This is a genomic window from Streptomyces sp. NPDC001858 (assembly GCF_053594615.1).
Genome location: NZ_JBSFEV010000025.1, coordinates 89,879 through 111,364, shown reverse-complemented (window position 1 = coordinate 111,364; position 21,486 = coordinate 89,879). Strand labels below are relative to the sequence as shown.

Here is a 21,486-nt window from a genome sequence, read left to right as displayed (position 1 = left end):
GCTCCCCTTTCCTCCGGCCGGCTGTGGGACGGCCCTAGCGCCCCAGGCGTCCGCGGACCATGCCGACGAGCGAGTTGAGCTCCTCGATGCGCATGCGGCGGGCGGCGACGAAGAAGGTGCCGAGCAACAGGGCTCCACCGGCCAGCAGCGCGGCGAAGGAGCCGAGCACGCCCTGGCCCAGGCTGTGGCCGATGCCGTAGCAGGCCGCGCCGCTGATCAGGGCGGCCGGTACGGAGGCGATGCACAGCCGCGCGTAGGTGCGCAGGACGTGGGAGCCGTCGAGGTCGCCGCCCAGCCGCTTGCGCAGCCGGTTCCAGGCGACGCCGACGCCGATCGCGTACGCCAGACCGTAGGAGGCGGCCATGCCGACCACGGCCCAGCGGGCGGGAAGGACGAAGAAGCAGATCACCGAGGCGCTCGCGTTGACCGCGGCCACGATGACCGTGTTGTAGAAGGGCGTGCGGGTGTCTTCGTAGGCGTAGAAGGCGCGCAGGACGACGTACTGCACGGAGTAGGGGATCAGGCCGAGGCCGAAGGCCATCAGCATGAAGCCCATGTTCGTGGCCTCGCTGGTGCCGGAGGAACCGAAGATCAGCGTGCACATCGGGATGCCGAGCGCGAGGAAGCCGAAGGCGATCGGCACGATCGCGACGGCCGTGGTGCGCAGGCCCTGGGAGATGTCGTCGCGGACCGCGCCGCCGTCGCCCTCGGCCGCCGAGCGGGAGATGCGCGGCAGCAGGGCGGCCATCAGGGAGACGGTGATGATGGCCTGCGGCAGGCCCCAGATCAGCTGGGCGTTGGCGTAGGCGGCGAAGCCGGTGCCGTCGACCGGTGAGTCCGTGCCTGCCGACGTGGAGAGCTGGGTGACGACGAGCGCGCCGGCCTGGTTGGCCAGGACGAACAGGACGGTCCACTTGGCGAGGGTGGCCGCCTTGCCGAGGCCGTGGCCCTTCCAGTCGAAGCGCAGGCGCAGTCGGAACCCGGTCTCGCGCAGGTACGGGATCATCGCGAGGGCCTGCACGACCAGGCCGAGCAGGACGCCGATGCCGAGGAGCCGCTCGCCCTCCGGCGGAATCGTCGTGACCTTCATGCCGGAGTCGGCGGCGGTGCCGTAGACCCAGATGAACATGCCCAGCGTCACGATGATGACGATGTTGTTGAGGACCGGCGTCCACATCATCGCGCCGAACTTCCCGCGCGCGTTGAGGATCTGGCCCATCACCACATGGACGCCCATGAAGAAGATCGAGGGCAGGAAGTAGCGGACGAACGTGACGGCGACCTCGTTGGCCGCGGGGTCGCTGGCGACCGAGTCGGACAGAAGGCGGATCAGGACGGGCGCCGCTGCGATCGAGGCGGCGGTCAGGACGCCGAGCGCCACCATGACCAGCGTCAGCAGGCGGTTGGCGAAGGCCTCGCCGCCGTCCTCGTCCTCCTTCATGGCCCGTACGAGCTGGGGCACGAAGACGGAGTTGAGGCCGCCGCCGACGGTCAGGATGTAGATCATCGTCGGCAGCTGGTAGGCGACCTGGAAGGTGTCGCCGAGGAGGCCGACGCCGAGCGCCGAGACGATCAGTGCGGAGCGCACGAAGCCGGTGAGGCGGGAGACCATCGTGCCGGCCGCCATGACGGCGCTGGACTTCAGCAGGCCCGCGGCGCGTCCGCTCTTCTTCGCGGCGGAGGCCGCGGACGCCGCGGACGACGCAGAGTCCGCCGGGGCGGGAGCCTGGGTGGCGGACGCGGCCGGTGTGGCGGTCAGGTTCATGGTCTGGTCGGCCGCGAGCGACGCGGCGACGGGCGCCTGGTACTGCGGCGGCTTCCCGTGCCTGCCCACGGCGTGAGCCGGGCCCGGCACCGCAGGGGGGCCGGTCGGCGGGCGGGAGCCGCTCTGCTGCTGGTCGCGGAAGAGATGGGCGAAGGCGTCGGGCTGGTGCTGTTCCTCGCCGGAGTGCGTCACCAGGTCGTCCACGCCCACGAACTGCGTCGTGCGCGGGTCGTCGCCGTACGGCAGGTACTGGGTGGGACCTTCGGGCTCGGGCGCCGGGGTCTGGGCCCAGACCTGCGGGTCGGGAGCGTACGGGGACTGCACGGGCCGGCCGTACAGCGGCTGCTGCGGCTGGTACGTGCCCGGGGGCGGCGGCGGGTGCGCGGCGCGGTCGTAGAGCGCCTCGGCGACCGGGTCCTGGGCGGTGAGGTCCTGCGCCCGGTAGGGGTCCTGGTCGTAGGCGTCCTGGAGGTACATGTCCGCGGGGTGCTGCGGCGGCGCCTGGCCGTGCTCGGGCGGCGGGCCCTCCGGGTGGCCCGAGCCGCCCGCGGCCTGGCCGCGCTCACCGTCGTACGGCGCGTTCATGGTTACCCCACCTCATCGTCCCGGGCCGACCGGCCACGACATCCTCAACGGTCCACTCTCTCACCCGTGCCGGACGGGTCGGCGCTTTCCGTTGCGGTGTCCGGTGTCTCGTCACTCGGCTGCTCCGGGTCGTCTGCCCCGGCACCGGCGCCGGACTCTCCCTTGGGACGTTCTTCCGGGCCCTCGGGGTTCTGCGAGGCGTCGGCGGGCTCGCCGGCCGGGTCGGGACCGGCCTCGCCGTCCTCGTTGCTCTCCCGGGCCGCGGCACGCTTGCGCTGGGTGTACATCCGGAAGCCGGCCAGCACGAGCAGCAGGACGCCGCCGCCGATGACCAGCATCACGGTGGCCGTGATCTCGGTGACCCGCACATCGAAGGTGACGGGCGCGCCGTACTTCTGGCCGTCCTCGGTGTACAGCTGGGCGATCACCGTGGTCTGGCCGTTCACCTTGGCGGACGTGGTGAACTTCACCGTCGTGGTGTGCCCGCCGGACACCGTGATCTGCTGCACGGCGTAGGCATCGCCGGAGATCTCCAGGCGGGTCGAGTTCGTCGAGGTGAGCCGCAGCACCAGGTGGTCGACGCCCTGCACCAGGTTGTTCTGCACGGTCACCGGGATCGTGGCGCTGCGCCCGGAGAGCTTGGTCTCCGACTTGTCGATCAGCTTGACCTGGCCGGTGAGAGTGTCCAGGTAGGTCCGCACGCTCAGGCGGAAGATGCCCGCGGCCGTGTTCCGACCCCGCCACGACGTGGACATCTCCCGGTTTATGGCCCGCCCGAAGGGCGTCACCACCCGGGCTTCCTTGGCGAGGATCACCTTGAAGTTGTCGAGCTTGTCCTGGGTGTCCGCGATCTGCTCGAAGGCCGAGCGGGGCAGCTCCTGCTTGCGCAGCGAGGCGGGGTACGCCGACTTGGACGGGACCTTCGTGGTGGCGTCCGGGTCGGGTTTGGCCTTGGCGGTCGCCGCGAGCTGCTGGGACTGCGACCAGGTGCCGCCCTGGAGCGTGGTGACGGCCTCCGCCAGCGACCGGGCCTGGCTCGCGGTCGGCATCCGCTGCGGGGCGACGACGATGCTGCGCTGTTTGTCCGTCTGAAGGTTCAACGACAGGCTCTGCGCGAGGAACTCCTGGACGGCCAGCGTGGACGTGGAGGCCTTCGTCAGGTCGCCGTAGAACGCCTTGGAGAGCCGCGAGTCGGCGACCACCGCGGTGGTGCCGCCGCCGATGGGCCGGGCGGCGGAGGGGGTGTAGTTGAGGTCGCCGGTCTCGGTCAGGCTGTCGCTGCGCGCGATCACCTTGTCGGCGCCTGCGGAGGTGGCGACCTTGACGATCGACGGATCGACGGCGCCGTCCACCGGCCAGGCGAACTCGGTGCTCGGGGTCACGTGGAGCACCGTCTCCACCGTGGTGGCGGCGACGTCGGTGGCCTCCTTGAGCTGGCTCAGCGAGCCGGTGACGCCCGTGCCGTTGTGGGCGAGGGAGGCGAGGTCCGGATCGGCGAAGGGCAGCGTGACGACCTCCTTGCCGAGCACCGCGTCCTGCAGATCGCCGAGCCACTGCTTGGCGATCGCCTGGTGGGTGCCGGCCGTGGTGGTGTCGCCCTCGCCCCGGACCCGGTAGCTGCCGGTCATGGCGTCGACGGACGCCAGCAGGTCCGGGTCGATCACCCAGGTGACGTCGAGGTCCTTGCCCAGGGTCAGGAGCTGGTCGAGGCGGCCGCCGGGGGCGATCTCCTCGGCCAGGTCGTCGTTGAGGAAGACGGGTGTCTGCTGCTCGTTCGAGCCGGTCTCCGCCGTCATGTGGACGGTGGACATCAGCGGCCACAGCACCGTCGTCCTGGTCCGGGTGTCCGCCTCGTCGGGCTGCCAGGGGAGGAAGGTGCGCTGGATGCCCAGCACCTGCTCCCACGGCTGGGCGGACGTCTCGCCCGAGAGGGAGACGCCGAGCGGGTAGACGCCGTCCTCGTCGAGTTCGAGCTTGTTGACCGGGACGGAGATGCTGAAGTGCTCGGACACGCCGGGCGTGAGCTTGGCGAACTCGGCGACGTACTTGCCGCCCACTTCGGAGCCGTAGGTGGCGGGGAGGGAGTCCGGGCGCTTGGCGACCCTGTCGATCGCCGAGCGGGTGGTGAGCGCGGCGCCCACGCTGAGGCCCACATGGGCGTCGGTGACCGCCCGCTTGCCTTTGTTGGTGACCGTGCCGGAGACGGTCACGGTGTCCCCCTCGGTGGGCGCCCCGGGGCTGAGCGAGTCCACGGCGACGGCGACCGTGCCCGCGTCGGAGGCCGCCTTGACCGAAGCCTGGCCGGCGGCCTGCGCGGGGGCGCTGCCGGGCAGCTGGAGGAGACCGGTCAGCAGAGGCGCCCCGGCGAGCAGTGCGCCGGTGCGCCGCAGCCACCGGCGGGCAGGTGAGGGACTCATCCCCGGAAAGTCTGCCGCCTCGGCCACGCGTTCGCCCGTCCCTCGTCGTCGTCAGTGGTCGTCGGAATGTGCGTCCACGCATGGTAACGATGTGCGCTGAGGGGAAGTGCCGCGGAGTGCTCCACAAGATCGTGGAAGAGGGTCGGGTGGTCCGCTATGTGCGCGTATAAAGATGGACGCCCGGCTCGCCGGGCCACGTACCCTCTTCTGTTGTGCCGAACGCCAACGAAGACAACCTCAGCGTCCTGAGCCAGGTGCAGCACCGTGCGGTGAGCGAACTGCTGCGGGTAGCGCCTGTCGCCGACGATCTCGCACGCCGCTTCCAGGAAGCCGGGTTCTCACTCGCCCTGGTCGGCGGCTCGGTCCGGGACGCGCTGCTCGGCCGGCTCGGCAACGACCTGGACTTCACCACGGACGCCCGGCCCGAGGACGTCCTGAAGATCGTGCGGCCGTGGGCGGACGCCCTGTGGGAGGTCGGGATCGCCTTCGGCACCGTCGGGGCGCAGAAGGACGGCTACCAGATCGAGGTCACCACCTACCGGTCGGAGGCCTACGACCGCACCTCGCGCAAGCCCGAGGTGTCGTACGGCGACTCCATCGAGCAGGACCTCGTACGGCGTGACTTCACGGTGAACGCCATGGCCGTGGCGCTTCCCGAGAAGGAGTTCATCGACCCCCACGGTGGCCTCGACGATCTCGCGGCGCGTGTGCTGCGCACCCCGGGGACGCCGGAGGAGTCCTTCTCGGACGACCCGCTGCGCATGATGCGCGCCGCCCGCTTCGCCGCTCAGCTCGACTTCGAGGTCGCCCCCGAGGTCGTGACGGCGATGCAGGACATGGCCGACCGCATCGAGATCGTCTCGGCCGAGCGGGTACGGGACGAGCTGAACAAGCTGATCCTGTCCACGCACCCGCGCAAGGGTCTGTCGCTGCTGGTCGACACCGGCATCGCCGACCGGGTGCTGGCCGAGCTGCCCGCCCTGCGGCTGGAGAGCGACGAGCACCACCGGCACAAGGACGTCTACGAACACACGCTGATCGTCCTGGAGCAGGCCATCGCGCTGGAGGAGAACGGCCCCGATCTCACCTTGCGGCTCGCCGCGCTGCTGCACGACATCGGCAAGCCGCGCACCCGTCGCTTCGAGAGGGACGGCCGCGTCTCGTTCCACCACCACGAGGTGGTGGGCGCGAAGATGACGAAGAAGCGGATGACGGCTCTGAAGTACTCCAACGAGCTGGTGAAGGACGTCTCCCGCCTTGTCGAGCTCCATCTGCGCTTCCACGGGTACGGCACAGGCGAGTGGACGGACTCCGCGGTGCGTCGCTATGTCCGTGACGCGGGACCGCTCCTCGAACGCCTCCACAAGCTGACCCGCTCGGACTGCACGACGCGGAACAAGCGCAAGGCGGTCGCGCTCTCGCGGGCGTACGACGGGCTGGAGGAGCGCATCTCCCAGCTGAAGGAGCAGGAGGAGCTGGACGCGATCCGTCCCGACCTCGACGGCAACCAGATCATGGAGATCCTGGGCGTCGGCCCCGGTCCGGCCATCGGGCAGGCGTACAAACACCTGCTGGAACTGCGCCTGGAGAACGGGCCGATGGGGTACGACGCGGCGGTGGCGGCCCTCAAGGAGTGGTGGGCGCAGCAGGGCTGAGGCCGTGAAACGGGTTCATGTTTCACGTGAAACATGAACCCGCCGATGCGGCAGGCGGACATGCGAAGGAGCGGTGTTTCACGTGAAACACCGCCCCTCTCCACGACTGCCTTACTTCGTGTAGTCCTTCAGGCAGAGCAGGAAGTTACTGCCGTCACCGCTCTCGGTGTACGAGTACTGGAAGTCCTTGGCCTTCTCCGAGCACTTGGTGTCGGCCGTCGTCTGGGTGTACGTGCCCTCGATCTTCGCCAGCACGACGTACTGCGCCTCCGAGGAGTCGCACTTGACGACCTCGAGGTCGGGGTTGTTGTCGTCGCTGCTGCCGCGGTGCATGCAGTCGCCGACGGCCGCCGTGTTGGCGTCGTCCTTGCTCGATATGTAGGCGCCGATGGCCACACCGATGACGGCGATCACGATGACGATGTTCTTGATCAGCTTGAAGCTGACCTTGCGGCGGGGCTGCTCCGGGGGAACCGCACTGTACGGGTCGGTGCCCGGCTGCGGGTAGCCGGCCTGCGGCGGGTACGGGGCCTGGCCTTCGGGCTGCTGGCCCTGCTGCGCAAAGGGGTTCTGGCCCTGGGGCGGCGGAGTCGACACTTTGGTTCCCCCTAGGAACTTAGACGTGTGGCGCGAAATCAGTCGCGAAGTAAGACGCACGTAAGTTACCGGGCCCCACTGACAACCCTGTAGCTCAGCGGGAGTCTGTGTCATTGATGTGACACATACTGGCGTTCAAAGCGGAACATAGCGCCAGCAATTGCTCCGTAGATAACGGCGACCGTGACCACCAGCGCTGCCGAACGTCCGTCGGGCGGCAGCATCAGCGCGGCGACACCGGCGGCGCCGACGAAGGCGACGTTGAACAGGACGTCGTAGAGAGAGAAGATCCGGCCGCGGAAGCCGTCCGCCACGGAGGACTGGACGACGGTGTCGGTGGCGATCTTCGCGCCCTGGGTGACCAGCCCCAGCACGAACGCGGCGACGAACGTGGTGACTTGGGCGAACGGGAGCATGAGGGCGAGTTCCAGGACCGCGGCCGCCGCGGAGCAGACGACGATCCAGCGGACCGGGCCCAGTCGCCCCGCCGCCGACGGAGTCACCACCGCGGCGAGGAAGAAGCCGATGCCGGAGACGCCCACCGCGAGTCCCAGCAGGGCCAGTCCGTCGTCCGTGTCGGACGACCAGGCGTACCGGCACAGCATCAACACCATGACGGTCAGGGCGCCGTAGCAGAACCGCATCAGCGTGATCGCGCCGAGCACCCAGGCGGCCGTCCGGCGCCTCGGCTCGGCCAGGTGACGTACGCCGGCCGCAAGGCCGTGTGCGGTGCCCCTGAGCGCGGCGGACAGCCGCAGCCGGACCTGGTCACGGTCGGGCCCGAGCAGATCCGCGGCCATGGACAGGGAGACGAGCGCGGCGCACAGGTACAACACGCATCCCAGCAGCACCACCGCCGCGTCGGAGTCCACCACCAGCCGCACGGTGAAGGCGAGACCGCCGCCCGTGACCGCGGCCAGCGTTCCGGCGGTCGGGGAGAGCGAGTTGGCCATCACGAGGCGCTCGCCGTCGACCACCCGCGGCAGCGCCGCCGACAGACCGGCGAGGACGAAGCGGTTGACCGCGGTGACGCAGAGCGCGGAGGCGTAGAAGAGCCAGTCGGGGACCTGGCTGATCATCAGGACGGCCGTGGCCGAGGCCAGCAGGGCGCGCAGCAGATTGCCGTAGAGGAAGACCTGTCGGCGGCGCCAGCGGTCCAGCAGGACGCCGGCGAAGGGGCCGACCAGCGAGTAGGGCAGGAGCAGGACGGCCATGGCGGAGGCGATCGCGGTGGCCGAGGCCTGGTTCTCCGGGGAGAACACGACATAGGCGGCGAGCGCGACCTGGTAGACGCCGTCCGCGCACTGGGAGAGCAGCCGTACGGCGAGCAGGCGCCGGAAGTTCTCGAAGCGCAGCAGGATGCGCAGATCACGGACGACGGCCATGGTCACAGCCTCACACACGGGGAGGGTCCCCGGGTCAGGTGACCCGGGGACCCTACTCAGCCCTGGCAGGAGCGAATTTTCAGCGCTGCCGGAACAGCGCCGGTGCTGCTACGAGCGTTGCGTCGGGCTCAGCGCTCGACGTCGCCGCGGATGAACTTCTCGACGTTCTCGCGAGCCTCGTCGTCGAAGTACTGGACCGGCGGGGACTTCATGAAGTAGCTCGACGCCGACAGGATCGGTCCGCCGATGCCGCGGTCCTTGGCGATCTTCGCGGCGCGCACCGCGTCGATGATGACGCCCGCGGAGTTCGGGGAGTCCCAGACCTCGAGCTTGTACTCCAGGCTCAGCGGTACGTCGCCGAAGGCGCGACCCTCGAGACGGACGTAGGCCCACTTGCGGTCGTCGAGCCACTGCACGTAGTCCGACGGGCCGATGTGGACGTTCTTCGCGCCGAGCTCCCGGTCGGGGATCTGCGAGGTGACGGCCTGCGTCTTGGAGATCTTCTTGGACTCCAGGCGCTCACGCTCGAGCATGTTCTTGAAGTCCATGTTGCCGCCGACGTTCAGCTGCATCGTGCGGTCCAGCACGACGCCGCGGTCCTCGAACAGCTTTGCCATGACGCGGTGCGTGATGGTGGCGCCGACCTGGGACTTGATGTCGTCGCCGACGATCGGGACGCCCGCCTCGGTGAACTTGTCCGCCCACTCCTTGGTGCCGGCGATGAAGACCGGGAGAGCGTTGACGAAGGCGACCTTGGCGTCGATGGCGGCCTGGGCGTAGAACTTCGCCGCGGCCTCGGAACCGACGGGCAGGTAGCAGACGAGGACGTCGACCTGCTTGTCCTTGAGGATCTGGACGATGTCGACCGGGGCCTCGGCGGACTCCTCGATGGTCTCGCGGTAGTACTTGCCGAGGCCGTCGAGGGTGTGGCCGCGCTGGACGGTCACGCCCGTGTTGGGCACGTCGCAGATCTTGATGGTGTTGTTCTCGGACGCGCCGATGGCGTCCGAGAGGTCGAGGCCGACCTTCTTGGCGTCCACGTCGAAGGCGGCGACGAACTCGACGTCGCTGACGTGGTAGTCGCCGAACTGCACGTGCATCAGGCCCGGGACCTTGGACGCCGGGTCGGCGTCCTTGTAGTACTCGACGCCCTGTACCAGCGATGCCGCGCAGTTGCCCACGCCGACGATGGCTACGCGAACCGAACCCATTCCGGTTGCTCCCTGTGTGTGCGAGTGAGGCCCTGGTTGGGCGCTCACGGGGTGGTTTCGTCGGGCAGATCCGCCACGGGGTCGCCCCCGGGACGGGGCAGGCCGCCCGTCGATCCAGATGTGGTGTTCTGCTGAGCGGACCCCCCGGAGGCGGAACCCGTCAGGTCCCGTCCGGCCCGCTCGCTCTCGATGAGCTCGTTCAGCCAGCGCACTTCGCGTTCCACGGACTCCATTCCGTGGCGCTGGAGCTCGAGCGTGTAGTCGTCGAGGCGCTCTCGGGTGCGGGCCAGGGAGGCGCGCATCTTCTCCAGACGCTCCTCCAGCCGGCTGCGACGGCCCTCCAGGACGCGCATCCGGACATCGCGTGACGTCTGTCCGAAAAAGGCGAAACGAGCGGCGAAGTGCTCGTCCTCGTACGCGTCGGGGCCCGTCTGCGAGAGCAGCTCCTCGAAGTGCTCCTTACCTTCCGCCGTCAACCGGTAGACGATCTTGGCGCGTCGTCCGGTGAGCGGAGCGGCGAGGGCGTCCTCGGGTGTGCTCCCCGGCTCTTCGATCAACCAGCCGTTGGCGACCAGTGTCTTGAGGCAGGGGTACAGCGTCCCGTAGCTGAACGCACGGAACACACCCAGTGACGTATTGAGCCGTTTGCGCAGCTCATAGCCGTGCATCGGGGACTCGCGGAGCAGACCCAGGACGGCGAACTCAAGGATCCCGGAACGCCGGCTCATCGTCGCCTCCCTCGGTCTTATGCCGCGCTGATGTATCGACTCGATACATCAAGACGATAGAACGGCCTTCCGCATGCGACAAGAGGGGGGACGGTGAACGGGATCACATCACTGATTCGTTGCAGGCGACTTGCCTGATTTGAGGCGAACCTCGGGGCTAGGGAGGTTTTGACGGTGCGTAGTCTGTGCGCCATGCACCACACCACCGGGACCCATGAGACGCCGGGGGGCGTCGAGGTCCTCGGTGCAGTACGGATGAATGCGCGACCGACCGCATCCGTACTTCGGGGGGACAGGAAACCAGCCGCCCTTTCCAGGCGCGCACGGATGCGCCTGCCCGAGGAGTAATCGTTCGATGAGCGAGCACCGTCGCAAACCGCCGCCGCCGCAGGGAGGCGGACGTGCCGCGGCCCGACGCGGCCAGTCCGGTCCGTCCTCCGGCCGCCGCGCGGCGCCGCGAGGCGCTACCGGATCTCCTGCCGACTACGGGTTGGGTCACGGGTCCGGAAGCGAGGAGCAGCCGTACAGCGGCCGTACCGACGCCCGACGCGCGCCCCAGAGAAACTCGGGCGGGCGGCGCAGAGTGGCCGACCCGACCGGTCCCGGAGAGGGCAGAGGGCGCTCGGCGCCCGACCGGAAGCGCCTGATCGACTATCCGCGCGCCGGAAAGTACGGCTGGCAGCGCTGGATGCCGTCCTGGAAGCTCGTCACGGGCCTGTTCGTCGGCTTCGTCGGCAGCCTGGTGGCCGTGGCCGGCATCGGCTACGCCATGGTCGGCATCCCGGACGTCGCCAAGACCGCCACGGCGCAGAACAACGTCTACTACTGGAAAGACGGCAGCCAGATGGTTGCCACCGGTGGTGAGACGAACCGGCAGAACATCGACCTCTCGCAGATCCCCGAGGAGATGCGCTGGGCGGTGATCTCGCAGGAGAACAAGACCTTCTACGAGGACAGCGGCATCGACCCCAAGGGCATCGCCCGGGCCGTGTTCAACATGGCCAGGGGCGGACAGACGCAGGGTGGATCGACGATCACCCAGCAGTACGTCAAGAACGCGATGCTGAACGACCAGAGCCAGACGATCTCCCGGAAGTTCAAGGAGATCTTCGTGTCGGTCAAGGTGGGCGCCGAGGTCGACAAGGACCAGATCATGGCCGGCTACCTGAACTCCGCGTACTACGGGCGCAACGCCTACGGAATCCAGGCCGCCGCCCGCGCCTACTTCAACAAGGATGCGATCAAGCTCAACCCGGGTGAGTGCGCCTTCCTGGCCGCCATGCTGAAGGGCGCCACGTACTACGACCCCGCCGGTGCGACCTCGGTCGACCCGACCGGCGCCACGCCCCAGGCCAACAGCAAGCGGGCCCTGGTGCAGATGCAGGACACCCTGAACAAGATGGTCGAGTACAAGCACCTCGACGCCTCGGTGCGGGCCAAGTACACGACGCTCCCCAAGTGGCAGAACCCCCGGTCGAACACCGACCTCAAGGGTCAGGTCGGCTACCTCGTCGACCTCGCCAACGGCTACCTGGTCACCAACAGCAAGAAGACCGGGATCACCCAGGACCTGCTGCAGCAGGGCGGCTACTCGATCTACACGACCTTCGACAAGAACAAGGTCAAGGAGCTCGAGGAGTCGGTCACCAAGGTCCAGAAGGCCAACATCAAGCCGGAACAGCGGCCGGAGACCGATACGCACGTCCAGTTCGGCGGCGCGTCCGTGGAACCGGCCACCGGTGCGATCCGGGCCGTCTACGGCGGTGTGGACGCGACCAAGCACTTCACCGACAACGCCGACCAGACCGGTGCCCAGGTCGGTTCGACGTTCAAGCCGTTCGTGCTGGCGGCCGCGATGACCTGGGGTGTGCGCGATCCGGAGCTGGGGTCGTCGCAGGCGCAGGACGAGCGCACCATCGTCTCGCCCAAGAGCCTGTTCAGCGGTAAGAACAAGCTCAAGATCCAGAATTACGACCAGACGGTGTGGAAGAACGAGAAGGGCGAGGAGTGGCTGCAGACCAACGACGGCGACGTCTCCCTCGGCAGCCCTCCCGAATTCAAGATCGACCTGCGTGAGGCGATGCGCGAGTCCGTGAACTCCGCCTTCGTGCAGCTCGGCATGGATGTCGGTCTGGACAAGGTCAAGGAAGCCGCGGTCAGCGCCGGCCTGAAGGAGTCCAGCCTCACCAACAGCGGATTCCCGTCGTTCTCGATCGGTATCTCCGACCCGAGCGCGATCCGGATGGCGGGTGCGTACGCGACCTTCGCCTCCAGCGGCAAGCAGCGCGACCCGTACTCCGTGGAGAAGGTCACGAGCGAGCAGGGCCAGATCTTCACGCACGAGACCGAGTCGAAGCAGGCGTTCACCTCCAAGGTCGCCGACAACGTGACGGACGTCCTGAAGACCGTGGTCGAGAAGGGCACCGGTAGCAACGCCCAGCTCACGGGCCGTGAGGTCGCGGGCAAGACCGGTACCACCGACGGCAACAAGTCGGCCTGGTTCGTGGGCTACACCCCGCAGCTGTCGACCGCGGTCACCATGTTCCGCTACGACGACGACGAGTCGAACAAAAATCGTACGTTCCTGAAGATGTTCGGAACGGGTGGCCAGAAGAAGATCCACGGTGCCTCGTTCCCGGCGCAGATCTGGCACGACTACATGGAAGAGGCGCTGAAGGGCACGCCGGCGAAGGACTTCCCGGAGCCTGAGTCCATCGGCGAGATCGTCAACGCGGAACCGTCTCCGTCGCCGTCTCCTTCGGTCACCGAGACCGAGGAGGAGGAGTCGTCTCCGTCGCCGTCTCCGAGCCGGTCGCAGGCCGATCCTTCGCCCTCGGCCTCCGAGACGTGCAGCACCTTCTTCGGCTGTGACGAGGACAGTGAGGGGACGACCAGCGGAACCTCGGAGGGCAGCAGCGGGGAGACAAGCGCCTCACCGTCTGCATCCGAGACAGAAGGCGACAGCAGAGGCAATACCAGCAACGGCTTCTTCGGAGGCGGCGGGTAGTCGCGCTATCGCCCAGCTTGGGTGTTTCACGTGAAACATGCGCATGTTTCACGTGAAACGAGGGCCGCTCCACCGGACCAGGTGGGGCGGTCCTCGGCGTTTTCCTAGGTCTGTACGGCAGGATGTCGCCCATGCCCAGTGCAGAATCGACGCCGGCGCGCGTGCACGAGCCGGACCAGGTAAGGCCCACCCGCGACGACCCGGTGGCCGCGGCCGGCAGTGAGCTGATCGGCGGTCCCCTCGGCCGACGGGCCCTGCTGGGGACCTCCTGGTGGACTCCCGTACGGATCGTCGCGCTTGTGGCGATCGGGATGTTCGCCCTAGGACTGATCCAGAAGGCGCCCTGCTACAACGGAGGCTGGTTCTTCGGCGCCACCTCCCAGTACACGCACGCCTGCTACTCGGACATTCCGCACCTTTACCAGGGTCGCGGCTTCGCCGACGGGCTCGTGCCGTACTTCGACAAGCTCCCCGGCGACATGGACTACCTCGAGTACCCGGTGCTGACCGGCGTGTTCATGGAGGTCGCCAACTGGTTGACGCCGGGCAGCGGCAGCATCCAGGACCAGGAGCAGTGGTACTGGATGGTCAACGCCGGGATGCTGATGGCCTGCGCGGCCGTCATCGCCGTCTGCGTGGCCCGGACGCATGCGCGGCGCCCCTGGGACGGCCTGCTGGTCGCCCTGGCGCCTGCCTTCGCGCTGACCGCGACCATCAACTGGGACCTCCTGGCGGTCGCTCTGACGGCCGCGGCGATGCTCATGTGGGCCCGGGGCCGGTCCCTGGCCTTCGGCGTCCTGCTGGGGCTTGCAACGGCCGCCAAGCTCTATCCCGTCTTCCTGCTCGGCCCCCTGTTCGTGCTGTGCTGGCGTGCGGGGAAGTGGCGGGACTTCGGCAAGGCGCTGGCGGGTGCGGTCGTCGCCTGGCTGGTGGTGAACCTGCCGGTGATGCTCTTCGCCTTCGAGGGGTGGTCGAAGTTCTACCGGTTCAGCCAGGAGCGGGGCGTCGACTTCGGCTCGTTCTGGCTGATCCTGGCCCAGAACTCCAGCGACCCGCTGACCACCGACAGCGTCAACACCCTCGCCACGCTTCTCGTCGTGCTGTGCGCTGTGGGCATCGCGGCCCTGGCGCTGACCGCGCCTCGTCGCCCCCGCTTCGCTCAGCTGGCCTTCCTGATCGTGGCGGCCTTCATCCTCACCAACAAGGTCTACTCGCCGCAGTACGTCCTGTGGCTGGTGCCACTGGCGGTGCTGGCCCGGCCGAAGTGGCGGGACTTCCTGATCTGGCAGGCGTGCGAGGTCGTCTACTTCCTGGGCATCTGGATGTACCTCGCGTACACGATGAGCGGAGACGCCCACAAGGGACTGCCGACCGACGGCTACCACTGGGCCATCGGCGTGCACCTGCTGGGGACGCTGTACCTGTGCGCCGTGGTCGTGCGGGACATCCTGATGCCGGAGCGGGACGTGGTCCGGCAGGCCGGCGACGACGATCCCTCGGGAGGGGTGCTCGACGGGGCGGAGGACGTCTTCGTCCTCGGCACCGCGGCGCATCCGCCCCGGCACGCCTCCCACTTCGACGGACCGGAGGTGGACTGGGGCAAGGCGGAGGCCGTCGACAGTTCGCCGTGAGCGAACAGGCCCTGGCGAGAAGAGGCCGTACACGGAATCCGTGTACGGCCTATTCGCTGTCTCTGCTGTCTCTGCTGCCGGTGTTGCCCGTGCTGCCTGGGCTGCCGCTGGGGCTCAGCGGTCCACGAGCCGGTCGAACTGCGTGGTGGTGTGCCGCAGATGGGCCACCAGTTCGTCCCCGACGTGCGGCTCCGGCGCGTCCGAGGGCACGAACAGGATGGACACCTGCATGTGCGGCGGCTCGGCGAACCAGCGCTGCTTCCCGCCCCACACGAACGGCGAGAGGTTCCGGTTCACGGTGGCGAGGCCGGCCCGGGCGACGCCCTTGGCGCGCGGCATGACGCCGTGCAGGGCCTTGGGGGCCTCCAGACCCACCCCGTGCGACGTACCGCCCGCCACGACCACCAGGAAGCCGTCGGAGGCCGCCTTCTGCTGCCGGTAGCCGAAGCGGTCGCCCTTGGCGACCCGGGTGACGTCCAGGACCGCGCCGCGGTACTCGGTGGCGTCATGGTCCCCCAGCCACAGCCGCGTGCCGATCCGGGCACGGAACCGGGTCTGCGGGAACTGCTGCTGCAGCCGGGCGAGTTCGTCGGCCTTGAGGTGGCTGACGAACATCGTGTGCAGCGGCAGCCGGGCCGCACGCAGCCGGTCCATCCAGCCGATGACCTCCTCGACGGCGTCGGAGCCGTCGGTGCGGTCCAGCGGCAGGTGGATCGCGAAACCCTCGAGCCGGACGTTCTCGATGGCGGCGTGCAGCTGGGCCAGGTCCTGCTCGCTGATGCCGTGCCGCTTCATCGAGGACATCACCTCGATGACCACACGGGCCCCAACGAGGCCGTACACGCCGTCGATCGAGGACACCGAGCGCACGACCCGGTCAGGCAGCGGCACGGGCTCCTCGCCGCGCCGGTACGGCGTCAGCACCAGCAGGTCGGCGCCGAAGAAGTCCTTGATGCGCGCGGCCTCGTAGGTCGTTCCGACGGCGAGGATGTCCGAGCCCAGCCGGGTGGCCTCCTCCGCCAGCCGCTCGTGCCCGAAGCCGTAGCCGTTGCCCTTGCAGACCGGGACGAGTCCCGGGAACTGCTCCTGCACGTGCTTGTGATGCGCCCGCCAGCGCGCGGTGTCGACGTAGAGGGTGAGCGCCATGGCCGGACCTGGGACCTTTCTGGTGGCTGCGATGGGGGAAACGCGTCAGGGTGTCAGAGGCGTCAGAGGTATGGAATCACCGAACGTGACGTCAGCGGCGCGACATGTAGATGTCGAGCGCCTTGTGGAGCAGCTTGTTCAGCGGGAAGTCCCACTCGCCGAGGTACTCCGCGGCCTGACCGCCCGTGCCGACCTTGAACTGGATCAGGCCGAAGAGGTGGTCGGTCTCGTCCAGCGAGTCGGAGATGCCGCGCAGGTCGTAGACGGTGGCGCCGAGGGCGTAGGCGTCGCGCAGCATGCGCCACTGCATCGCGTTCGAGGGGCGGAACTCACGGCCGATGTTGTCGGAGGCGCCGTACGAGTACCAGACGTGCCCGCCGACGATCAGCATCGTCGCCGCCGACAGGTTCACCCCGTTGTGGCGGGCGAAGTACAGCCGCATACGGTTCGGGTCCTCGGTGTTGAGGGCCGTCCACATGCGCTGGAAGTACGACAGCGGGCGCGGCCGGAAGTGGTCGCGCAAGGCCGTGATCTCGTACAGCCGCTGCCATTCCTCGAGGTCGTGGTAGCCGCCCTGGACGACCTCGACGCCGGCCTTCTCGGCCTTCTTGATGTTGCGGCGCCACAACTGGTTGAAGTTCTTGTGGACCTCTTCAAGGGAACGGTTCGCCAGCGGCACCTGGTAGACGTAGCGCGGCTGGACGTCGCCGAAGCCGGCGCCGCCGTCCTCGCCCTGCTGCCAGCCCATGCGGCGCAGCTTGTCGGCCACCTCGAAGGCGCGCGGTTCGATGAAGTCGGCCTCGATGTCGCGCAGGCGCTTCACGTCCGGGTTCTGGATGCCCGCCTTGATGGACGTGGCCTCCCAGCGGCGGATGATCACCGGCGGGCCCATCTTCACCGAGAACGCGCCCTGCTGCCTGAGGTGCGCGAGCATCGGTTCCAGCCACTCGGTGAGATTTGGCGCATACCAGTTGATGACCGGGCCCTCGGGCAGATAGGCCAGATAGCGCTTGATCTTGGGCAGTTGGCGGTAGAGGACGAGACCCGCGCCGACCAGTTCACCGGTTCGCCCGTCGAACCAGCCGAGGCTCTCCGATCGCCACTCGGCCTTGACATCGGCCCAGGCCGGAACCTGCATGTGGCTCGCCGACGGCAGGCTCTGGATGTATGCCAGATGCTGCTCTCGGCTGATCGTCCTCAGGGTCAGGCTCATTCGGGGCGCTCCTCGGGCTGGTGTGGCCCCATGGGTAAGGGGGCTCCGGCTCTCGCGCCGAAGCCTACTGCGCCTTGCGAGCGCCCTGACTGGGCGTATGGCACCTGCGCCCCGGCCCGAGCGCGGCCGGGGCGTTCCGTCATGGTTCGTAGGTGTCCTACGCGTCCTGCGGTGGGCGTGGTGTCCGGGATGCCGGGATCGGCCCCGGACCGGTCACCAGACTCCGCCGAAGAGACCGCCGTGCGCCATCCCGATGAAGAAGCCCACGGCCGCGGTGCCGAGACCCAGGATCAGGCCGAAGCGTTCACGGGTGGTCTCGGAGATCCACTGCCCGTACGCGCCGGTCAGGATTCCCACCAGACCGGTCCAGGAGCTCAGCAGATGCAGGCTGTGGAAGAACGACGTGATGAAGGCCGTCAGACCGAGCACCAGAGTCACGGCGAGCAGAGTGTCCTGGAGCGGATGGGGTTTGCCGTCGGTCGCCAAGAGAGATCCGGCGGTATTGGGTCGCAATGCCTGTGCCATGGGGCACCTCCTGCGGAAGCGGCGCATCGTAGCGCCATACACACCCGACGTGTACAGATTGACGGTCAACCACGCCGGATTTCAACCGGAAGCGGGTGTGCAGGTAGTCTGTACCGTCTGCACCGGTGTCTGCCCAGCCAGAGCCAGGGCGTCTGCCCAGCTCAGACCGGGGATGTCGCTTGCCGGCCCCCGATTGTCAGTGGCGGCCGATACCGTTGCGTACGCATCACAACCCTCCTGCCACGGATCGACCGTGGCCGCTGAGTCCAAAGGAGGTGGGTTCCACATGCGTCACTACGAAGTGATGGTCATCCTCGACCCCGATCTCGAGGAGCGCGCTGTCTCCCCGCTGATCGAGAACTTCCTCTCCGTCGTCCGTGAGGGCAACGGAAAGGTCGAGAAGGTCGACACCTGGGGCCGTCGTCGTCTCTCGTACGAGATCAAGAAGAAGCCCGAGGGCATCTACTCGGTCATCGACCTGCAGGCCGAGCCTGCGGTCGTCAAGGAGCTCGACCGCCAGATGAACCTGAACGAGTCGGTCCTCCGGACCAAGGTCCTCCGCCCCGAGACCCACTGAGCTCACGCTCAGCTGATCTCGGGATTTCGAGTAGCAGCACAAGCAGCCAGCAGCAAACCCGCCGAGAGGTTCCCCCATGGCAGGCGAGACCGTCATCACGGTCGTCGGCAATCTTGTCGACGACCCCGAGCTGCGCTTCACCCCCTCCGGTGCGGCGGTCGCGAAGTTCCGTGTCGCGTCCACTCCCCGCACCTTCGACCGTCAGACGAACGAGTGGAAGGACGGCGAAAGCCTGTTCCTGACCTGCTCCGTCTGGCGTCAGGCGGCGGAGAACGTCGCGGAGTCGCTCCAGCGAGGCATGCGCGTCATCGTGCAGGGCCGGCTGAAGCAGCGGTCCTACGAGGACCGTGAGGGCGTCAAGCGCACGGTCTACGAGCTGGACGTCGAGGAAGTCGGCGCCAGCCTGCGCAGTGCCACGGCAAAGGTCACCAAGGCCTCGGGCCGCGGTGGCCAGGGCGGCCAGGGTGGTTACGGCGGCGGTGGCGGTGGCGGCCAGGGTGGCGGCGGCTGGGGTGGAAACTCCGGCGGCGGCCAGCAGGGCGGCGGCGCTCCCGCTGAGGACCCGTGGGCCACCAGCGCTCCCGCCGGTGGCGCCCAGGGCGGCGGCAGCGGCGGCGGCTGGGGCGGAAGCTCCGGCGGCGGCCAGCAGGGCGGCGGCTACTCGGACGAACCCCCCTTCTAGCCCGTCGGGCCCGGGCATCCGGGCCTGCTCGGGTCGAGGGTGGGTCGTATCCCAACTTCTTGATCACACAGGAGAAACACCATGGCGAAGCCGCCTGTGCGCAAGCCTAAGAAGAAGGTCTGCGCTTTCTGCAAGGACAAGGTCACGTACGTGGACTACAAGGACACGAACATGCTGCGGAAGTTCATTTCCGACCGCGGCAAGATCCGTGCCCGTCGCGTGACCGGCAACTGCACGCAGCACCAGCGTGACGTCGCCACGGCCGTCAAGAACAGCCGTGAGATGGCGCTGCTGCCGTACACCGCCCAGGCGCGATAAGGGAAGGGTGACCGACAAATGAAGATCATCCTCACCCACGAGGTCTCTGGCCTCGGTGCCGCCGGCGACGTCGTCGACGTCAAGGACGGTTACGCTCGCAACTACCTGATCCCGCGGAACTTCGCGATCCGCTGGACCAAGGGTGGCGAGAAGGACGTCGAGCAGATCCGTCGTGCTCGCAAGATCCACGAGATCCAGACCATCGAGCAGGCCAACGCTGTGAAGGCCCAGCTCGAGGGCGTCAGGGTCCGCCTGGCCGTCCGCTCCGGCGACGCCGGTCGTCTCTTCGGTTCCGTCACCCCGGCCGACATCGCTTCGGCGATCAAGGCTTCCGGTGGCCCCGAGGTCGACAAGCGCCGCATCGAGCTCGGCTCGCCGATCAAGACGCTGGGCGCCCACCAGACGTCCGTGCGTCTGCACCCCGAGGTTGCCGCCAAGGTCAACATCGAGGTCATCGCGGCCTGATCGCCGTGCTCGGCTGGTAGTGCTGAGGAGGGGCCGCACCCGTTGGGTGCGGCCCCTTCCGCTTGCTTGTTTCACGTGAAACGCCCGTTTCCCGCGAGGGCTGGTTCTGCGTGACCCTCTGTTTCGCGCGATCGCCGGTTTCACGTGAAACGGTCAGCGGGTTGCGCCGGTGATGACCCAGCGGCCGGAGCGGGCGCGTAGCCAGAGCGTCAGCATCCGGACGGCCATCATCAGCGTCAGCGCTCCCCACACCGCGGTGAGACCGCCGCCGAAGACCGGCACCAGCAGAGCCACCGGGGTGAAGACGGCCAGCGTGAGCACCATCGCCCAGGCGAGATACGGTCCGTCTCCCGCACCCATCAGCACTCCGTCCAGCACGAAGACGATGCCGCAGATCGGCTGGGAGAGCGCCACCACGAGAAGGGCCGGCAGTGCGGCGTCCTTCACCGCGGGGTCGCTGGTGAAGAGTGGCAGGAACAGCGGCCGGGCGATCACGACGAGCAGGCCGAGGGCGACCCCCACGGCGATGCCCCATCCGACCATGCGGCGGCATACGTCACGGGCGCCCTGAGCGTCGTCGGCACCGAGATAGCGTCCGATGATGGCCTGTCCGGCTATGGCTATGGCGTCGAGGGCGAAGGCGAGCAGGCTCCACAGGCTCAGAGCGATCTGGTGTGCCGCGATGTCGTCGTCCCCAAGACGGGCGGCCACAGCGGTGGCGATCATCAGAATGGCCCGCAGCGAGAGCGTGCGGACCAGCAGGGGTACCCCGGCCTGGGCGGAGGCTCTGATGCCGGCGGCGTCGGGCCGCAGAGACGCGCCGTGGCGGCGAGCCCCGCGCACCACCACGGTGAGGTAGGCCGCGGCCATACCGCACTGGGCGATGACGGTGCCCCAGGCGGAGCCGGCGATGCCGAGGTCCGCGCCGTAGACGAGGCCGGCGTTCAGGGCCGCGTTGGCGACGAAGCCCCCGACGGCGACATAGAGCGGGGTCCGGGTGTCCTGGAGTCCGCGCAGGACGCCGGTCGCGGCGAGAACGACGAGCATGGCCGGGATGCCGAGGGCTGAGATGCGCAGATAGGTGGTGGCGTACGGAGCGGCGGTGTCCGAGGCGCCGAACACCTCGACGAGTGTCGGGGCGGTGGGCAGGACGGTGACGATCACGGCGGCGCCGAGCAGAAGGGCCAGCCAGATTCCGTCCACGCCCTGGCGGATGGCGGCCGGAAGGTCACCGGAGCCCACGCGGCGCGCGACGGCGGCTGTCGTGGCATAGGCGAGGAAGACGAAGACGCTGACGGCGGTCATGAGAAGTGCGGAGGCGACCCCGAGCCCGGCGAGTTGGGCGGTGCCCAGATGGCCCACGATCGCGCTGTCGGCCATGACGAAGAGCGGCTCGGCGACGAGTGCGCCGAAGGCCGGGACGGCGAGCGCGACGATCTCCCGATCGTGCTGTCGCCGGATGGCCCTGGGGGGCGCGGGAGCCTGTGTCATGACCACCAATCTAATCGTCCACAGGTAAGATATGCAATCGGCCAGTGACCCTTACTTTCCCCTGTGTCGCGCATCCACTCGCGCGCCG

Annotated in this window: 17 protein-coding genes; 7 read left to right on the top strand and 10 right to left on the bottom strand. The window is 68.4% G+C overall.

Annotated features, from left to right (window positions below; translation table 11 throughout):
* Positions 1 to 34: 34 nt before the first annotated feature.
* Together murJ and ACWCPF_RS29730 are read right to left on the bottom strand one after the other, a co-directional pair.
* Positions 35 to 2,350: a murein biosynthesis integral membrane protein MurJ gene (gene murJ / locus ACWCPF_RS29735; RefSeq protein WP_451048175.1), complete on the bottom strand. Its 2,316-nt coding sequence runs from the start codon at positions 2,348 to 2,350 to the stop codon at positions 35 to 37.
* Positions 2,351 to 2,394: 44 nt separating this feature from the next.
* Positions 2,395 to 4,794, bottom strand: a complete 2,400-nt coding sequence (locus tag ACWCPF_RS29730; RefSeq protein WP_451048174.1) for a DUF6049 family protein — start codon at positions 4,792 to 4,794, stop codon at positions 2,395 to 2,397.
* A 185-nt stretch (positions 4,795 to 4,979) separates the two neighbouring features.
* Here ACWCPF_RS29730 and ACWCPF_RS29725 point away from each other — a divergent pair, with 185 nt between their 5' ends.
* The gene (locus tag ACWCPF_RS29725; protein WP_451048173.1) at positions 4,980 to 6,422 is read left to right on the top strand and encodes a CCA tRNA nucleotidyltransferase; all 1,443 of its coding nucleotides are present in this window, start codon (positions 4,980 to 4,982) and stop codon (positions 6,420 to 6,422) included.
* A 111-nt stretch (positions 6,423 to 6,533) separates the two neighbouring features.
* Here the strand turns inward: ACWCPF_RS29725 and ACWCPF_RS29720 are convergent, their stop codons facing one another.
* The 4 genes from ACWCPF_RS29720 to ACWCPF_RS29705 all read right to left on the bottom strand — a co-directional run bounded on the left by ACWCPF_RS29720 (position 6,534) and on the right by ACWCPF_RS29705 (position 10,343).
* Positions 6,534 to 7,019, bottom strand: a complete 486-nt coding sequence (locus tag ACWCPF_RS29720; RefSeq protein WP_451048172.1) for an LppU/SCO3897 family protein — start codon at positions 7,017 to 7,019, stop codon at positions 6,534 to 6,536.
* A 110-nt stretch (positions 7,020 to 7,129) separates the two neighbouring features.
* Complete coding sequence (locus ACWCPF_RS29715) at positions 7,130 to 8,404, bottom strand: MFS transporter (protein WP_451048171.1); 1,275 nt, start codon at positions 8,402 to 8,404, stop codon at positions 7,130 to 7,132.
* 128 nt (positions 8,405 to 8,532) lie between these two features.
* Positions 8,533 to 9,615, bottom strand: coding sequence for an inositol-3-phosphate synthase (locus tag ACWCPF_RS29710; protein WP_451048170.1), 1,083 nt, complete (start codon positions 9,613 to 9,615; stop codon positions 8,533 to 8,535).
* 44 nt (positions 9,616 to 9,659) lie between these two features.
* Positions 9,660 to 10,343, bottom strand: a complete 684-nt coding sequence (locus ACWCPF_RS29705; protein ID WP_451048169.1) for a helix-turn-helix transcriptional regulator — start codon at positions 10,341 to 10,343, stop codon at positions 9,660 to 9,662.
* 355 nt (positions 10,344 to 10,698) lie between these two features.
* Between ACWCPF_RS29705 and ACWCPF_RS29700 the strand changes: the two genes are divergently transcribed.
* Both ACWCPF_RS29700 and ACWCPF_RS29695 read left to right on the top strand, forming a co-directional pair.
* Complete coding sequence (locus ACWCPF_RS29700) at positions 10,699 to 13,350, top strand: transglycosylase domain-containing protein (RefSeq protein WP_451048168.1); 2,652 nt, start codon at positions 10,699 to 10,701, stop codon at positions 13,348 to 13,350.
* A 131-nt stretch (positions 13,351 to 13,481) separates the two neighbouring features.
* Positions 13,482 to 14,981 (top strand): glycosyltransferase family 87 protein, encoded by a 1,500-nt coding sequence (locus ACWCPF_RS29695; protein WP_451048167.1) that lies wholly within the window; start codon positions 13,482 to 13,484, stop codon positions 14,979 to 14,981.
* 114 nt (positions 14,982 to 15,095) lie between these two features.
* On the opposite strand, the gene ACWCPF_RS29690 is transcribed toward ACWCPF_RS29695, so the two are convergent.
* The 3 genes from ACWCPF_RS29690 to ACWCPF_RS29680 all read right to left on the bottom strand — a co-directional run bounded on the left by ACWCPF_RS29690 (position 15,096) and on the right by ACWCPF_RS29680 (position 17,865).
* On the bottom strand, positions 15,096 to 16,127 hold the full coding sequence (locus ACWCPF_RS29690) for an alanine racemase (RefSeq protein WP_451048166.1): 1,032 nt from the start codon (positions 16,125 to 16,127) through the stop codon (positions 15,096 to 15,098).
* 91 nt (positions 16,128 to 16,218) lie between these two features.
* Entirely contained in the window at positions 16,219 to 17,340 is a 1,122-nt protein-coding gene (gene femX / locus ACWCPF_RS29685) for a peptidoglycan bridge formation glycyltransferase FemX (RefSeq protein WP_451048165.1), read from the bottom strand.
* A gap of 213 nt (positions 17,341 to 17,553) precedes the next feature.
* Positions 17,554 to 17,865, bottom strand: coding sequence for a hypothetical protein (locus ACWCPF_RS29680; RefSeq protein WP_451048164.1), 312 nt, complete (start codon positions 17,863 to 17,865; stop codon positions 17,554 to 17,556).
* 286 nt (positions 17,866 to 18,151) lie between these two features.
* On the opposite strand from ACWCPF_RS29680, the gene rpsF reads away from it, so the two are divergent.
* The 4 genes from rpsF (at position 18,152) to rplI (ending at position 19,907) form a co-directional block, all read left to right on the top strand.
* Positions 18,152 to 18,442, top strand: a complete 291-nt coding sequence (gene rpsF, locus ACWCPF_RS29675; protein ID WP_006604399.1) for a 30S ribosomal protein S6 — start codon at positions 18,152 to 18,154, stop codon at positions 18,440 to 18,442.
* A gap of 76 nt (positions 18,443 to 18,518) precedes the next feature.
* The gene (locus tag ACWCPF_RS29670; protein WP_451048163.1) at positions 18,519 to 19,124 is read left to right on the top strand and encodes a single-stranded DNA-binding protein; all 606 of its coding nucleotides are present in this window, start codon (positions 18,519 to 18,521) and stop codon (positions 19,122 to 19,124) included.
* A gap of 81 nt (positions 19,125 to 19,205) precedes the next feature.
* On the top strand, positions 19,206 to 19,442 hold the full coding sequence (gene rpsR / locus ACWCPF_RS29665; RefSeq protein ID WP_020130672.1) for a 30S ribosomal protein S18: 237 nt from the start codon (positions 19,206 to 19,208) through the stop codon (positions 19,440 to 19,442).
* 18 nt (positions 19,443 to 19,460) lie between these two features.
* The gene (gene rplI, locus ACWCPF_RS29660) at positions 19,461 to 19,907 is read left to right on the top strand and encodes a 50S ribosomal protein L9 (protein WP_451048162.1); all 447 of its coding nucleotides are present in this window, start codon (positions 19,461 to 19,463) and stop codon (positions 19,905 to 19,907) included.
* 153 nt (positions 19,908 to 20,060) lie between these two features.
* Here the strand turns inward: rplI and ACWCPF_RS29655 are convergent, their stop codons facing one another.
* Positions 20,061 to 21,398 (bottom strand): MATE family efflux transporter, encoded by a 1,338-nt coding sequence (locus ACWCPF_RS29655; RefSeq protein ID WP_451048161.1) that lies wholly within the window; start codon positions 21,396 to 21,398, stop codon positions 20,061 to 20,063.
* Positions 21,399 to 21,486: the final 88 nt, after the last annotated feature.

Coding starts and splice junctions, on each gene's coding strand:
- ACWCPF_RS29715 (WP_451048171.1), bottom strand. CDS start 8,404: ATGGCCGTCGTCCGTGATCTGCGCATCCTGCTGCGCTTCGAGAACTTC.
- ACWCPF_RS29695 (WP_451048167.1), top strand. CDS start 13,482: ATGCCCAGTGCAGAATCGACGCCGGCGCGCGTGCACGAGCCGGACCAG.
- rpsR (WP_020130672.1), top strand. CDS start 19,206: ATGGCGAAGCCGCCTGTGCGCAAGCCTAAGAAGAAGGTCTGCGCTTTC.
- ACWCPF_RS29705 (WP_451048169.1), bottom strand. CDS start 10,343: ATGAGCCGGCGTTCCGGGATCCTTGAGTTCGCCGTCCTGGGTCTGCTC.
- ACWCPF_RS29710 (WP_451048170.1), bottom strand. CDS start 9,615: ATGGGTTCGGTTCGCGTAGCCATCGTCGGCGTGGGCAACTGCGCGGCA.
- rpsF (WP_006604399.1), top strand. CDS start 18,152: ATGCGTCACTACGAAGTGATGGTCATCCTCGACCCCGATCTCGAGGAG.
- ACWCPF_RS29655 (WP_451048161.1), bottom strand. CDS start 21,398: ATGACACAGGCTCCCGCGCCCCCCAGGGCCATCCGGCGACAGCACGAT.
- ACWCPF_RS29690 (WP_451048166.1), bottom strand. CDS start 16,127: ATGGCGCTCACCCTCTACGTCGACACCGCGCGCTGGCGGGCGCATCAC.
- ACWCPF_RS29700 (WP_451048168.1), top strand. CDS start 10,699: ATGAGCGAGCACCGTCGCAAACCGCCGCCGCCGCAGGGAGGCGGACGT.
- femX (WP_451048165.1), bottom strand. CDS start 17,340: ATGAGCCTGACCCTGAGGACGATCAGCCGAGAGCAGCATCTGGCATAC.
- rplI (WP_451048162.1), top strand. CDS start 19,461: ATGAAGATCATCCTCACCCACGAGGTCTCTGGCCTCGGTGCCGCCGGC.
- ACWCPF_RS29670 (WP_451048163.1), top strand. CDS start 18,519: ATGGCAGGCGAGACCGTCATCACGGTCGTCGGCAATCTTGTCGACGAC.
- murJ (WP_451048175.1), bottom strand. CDS start 2,350: ATGAACGCGCCGTACGACGGTGAGCGCGGCCAGGCCGCGGGCGGCTCG.
- ACWCPF_RS29680 (WP_451048164.1), bottom strand. CDS start 17,865: ATGGCACAGGCATTGCGACCCAATACCGCCGGATCTCTCTTGGCGACC.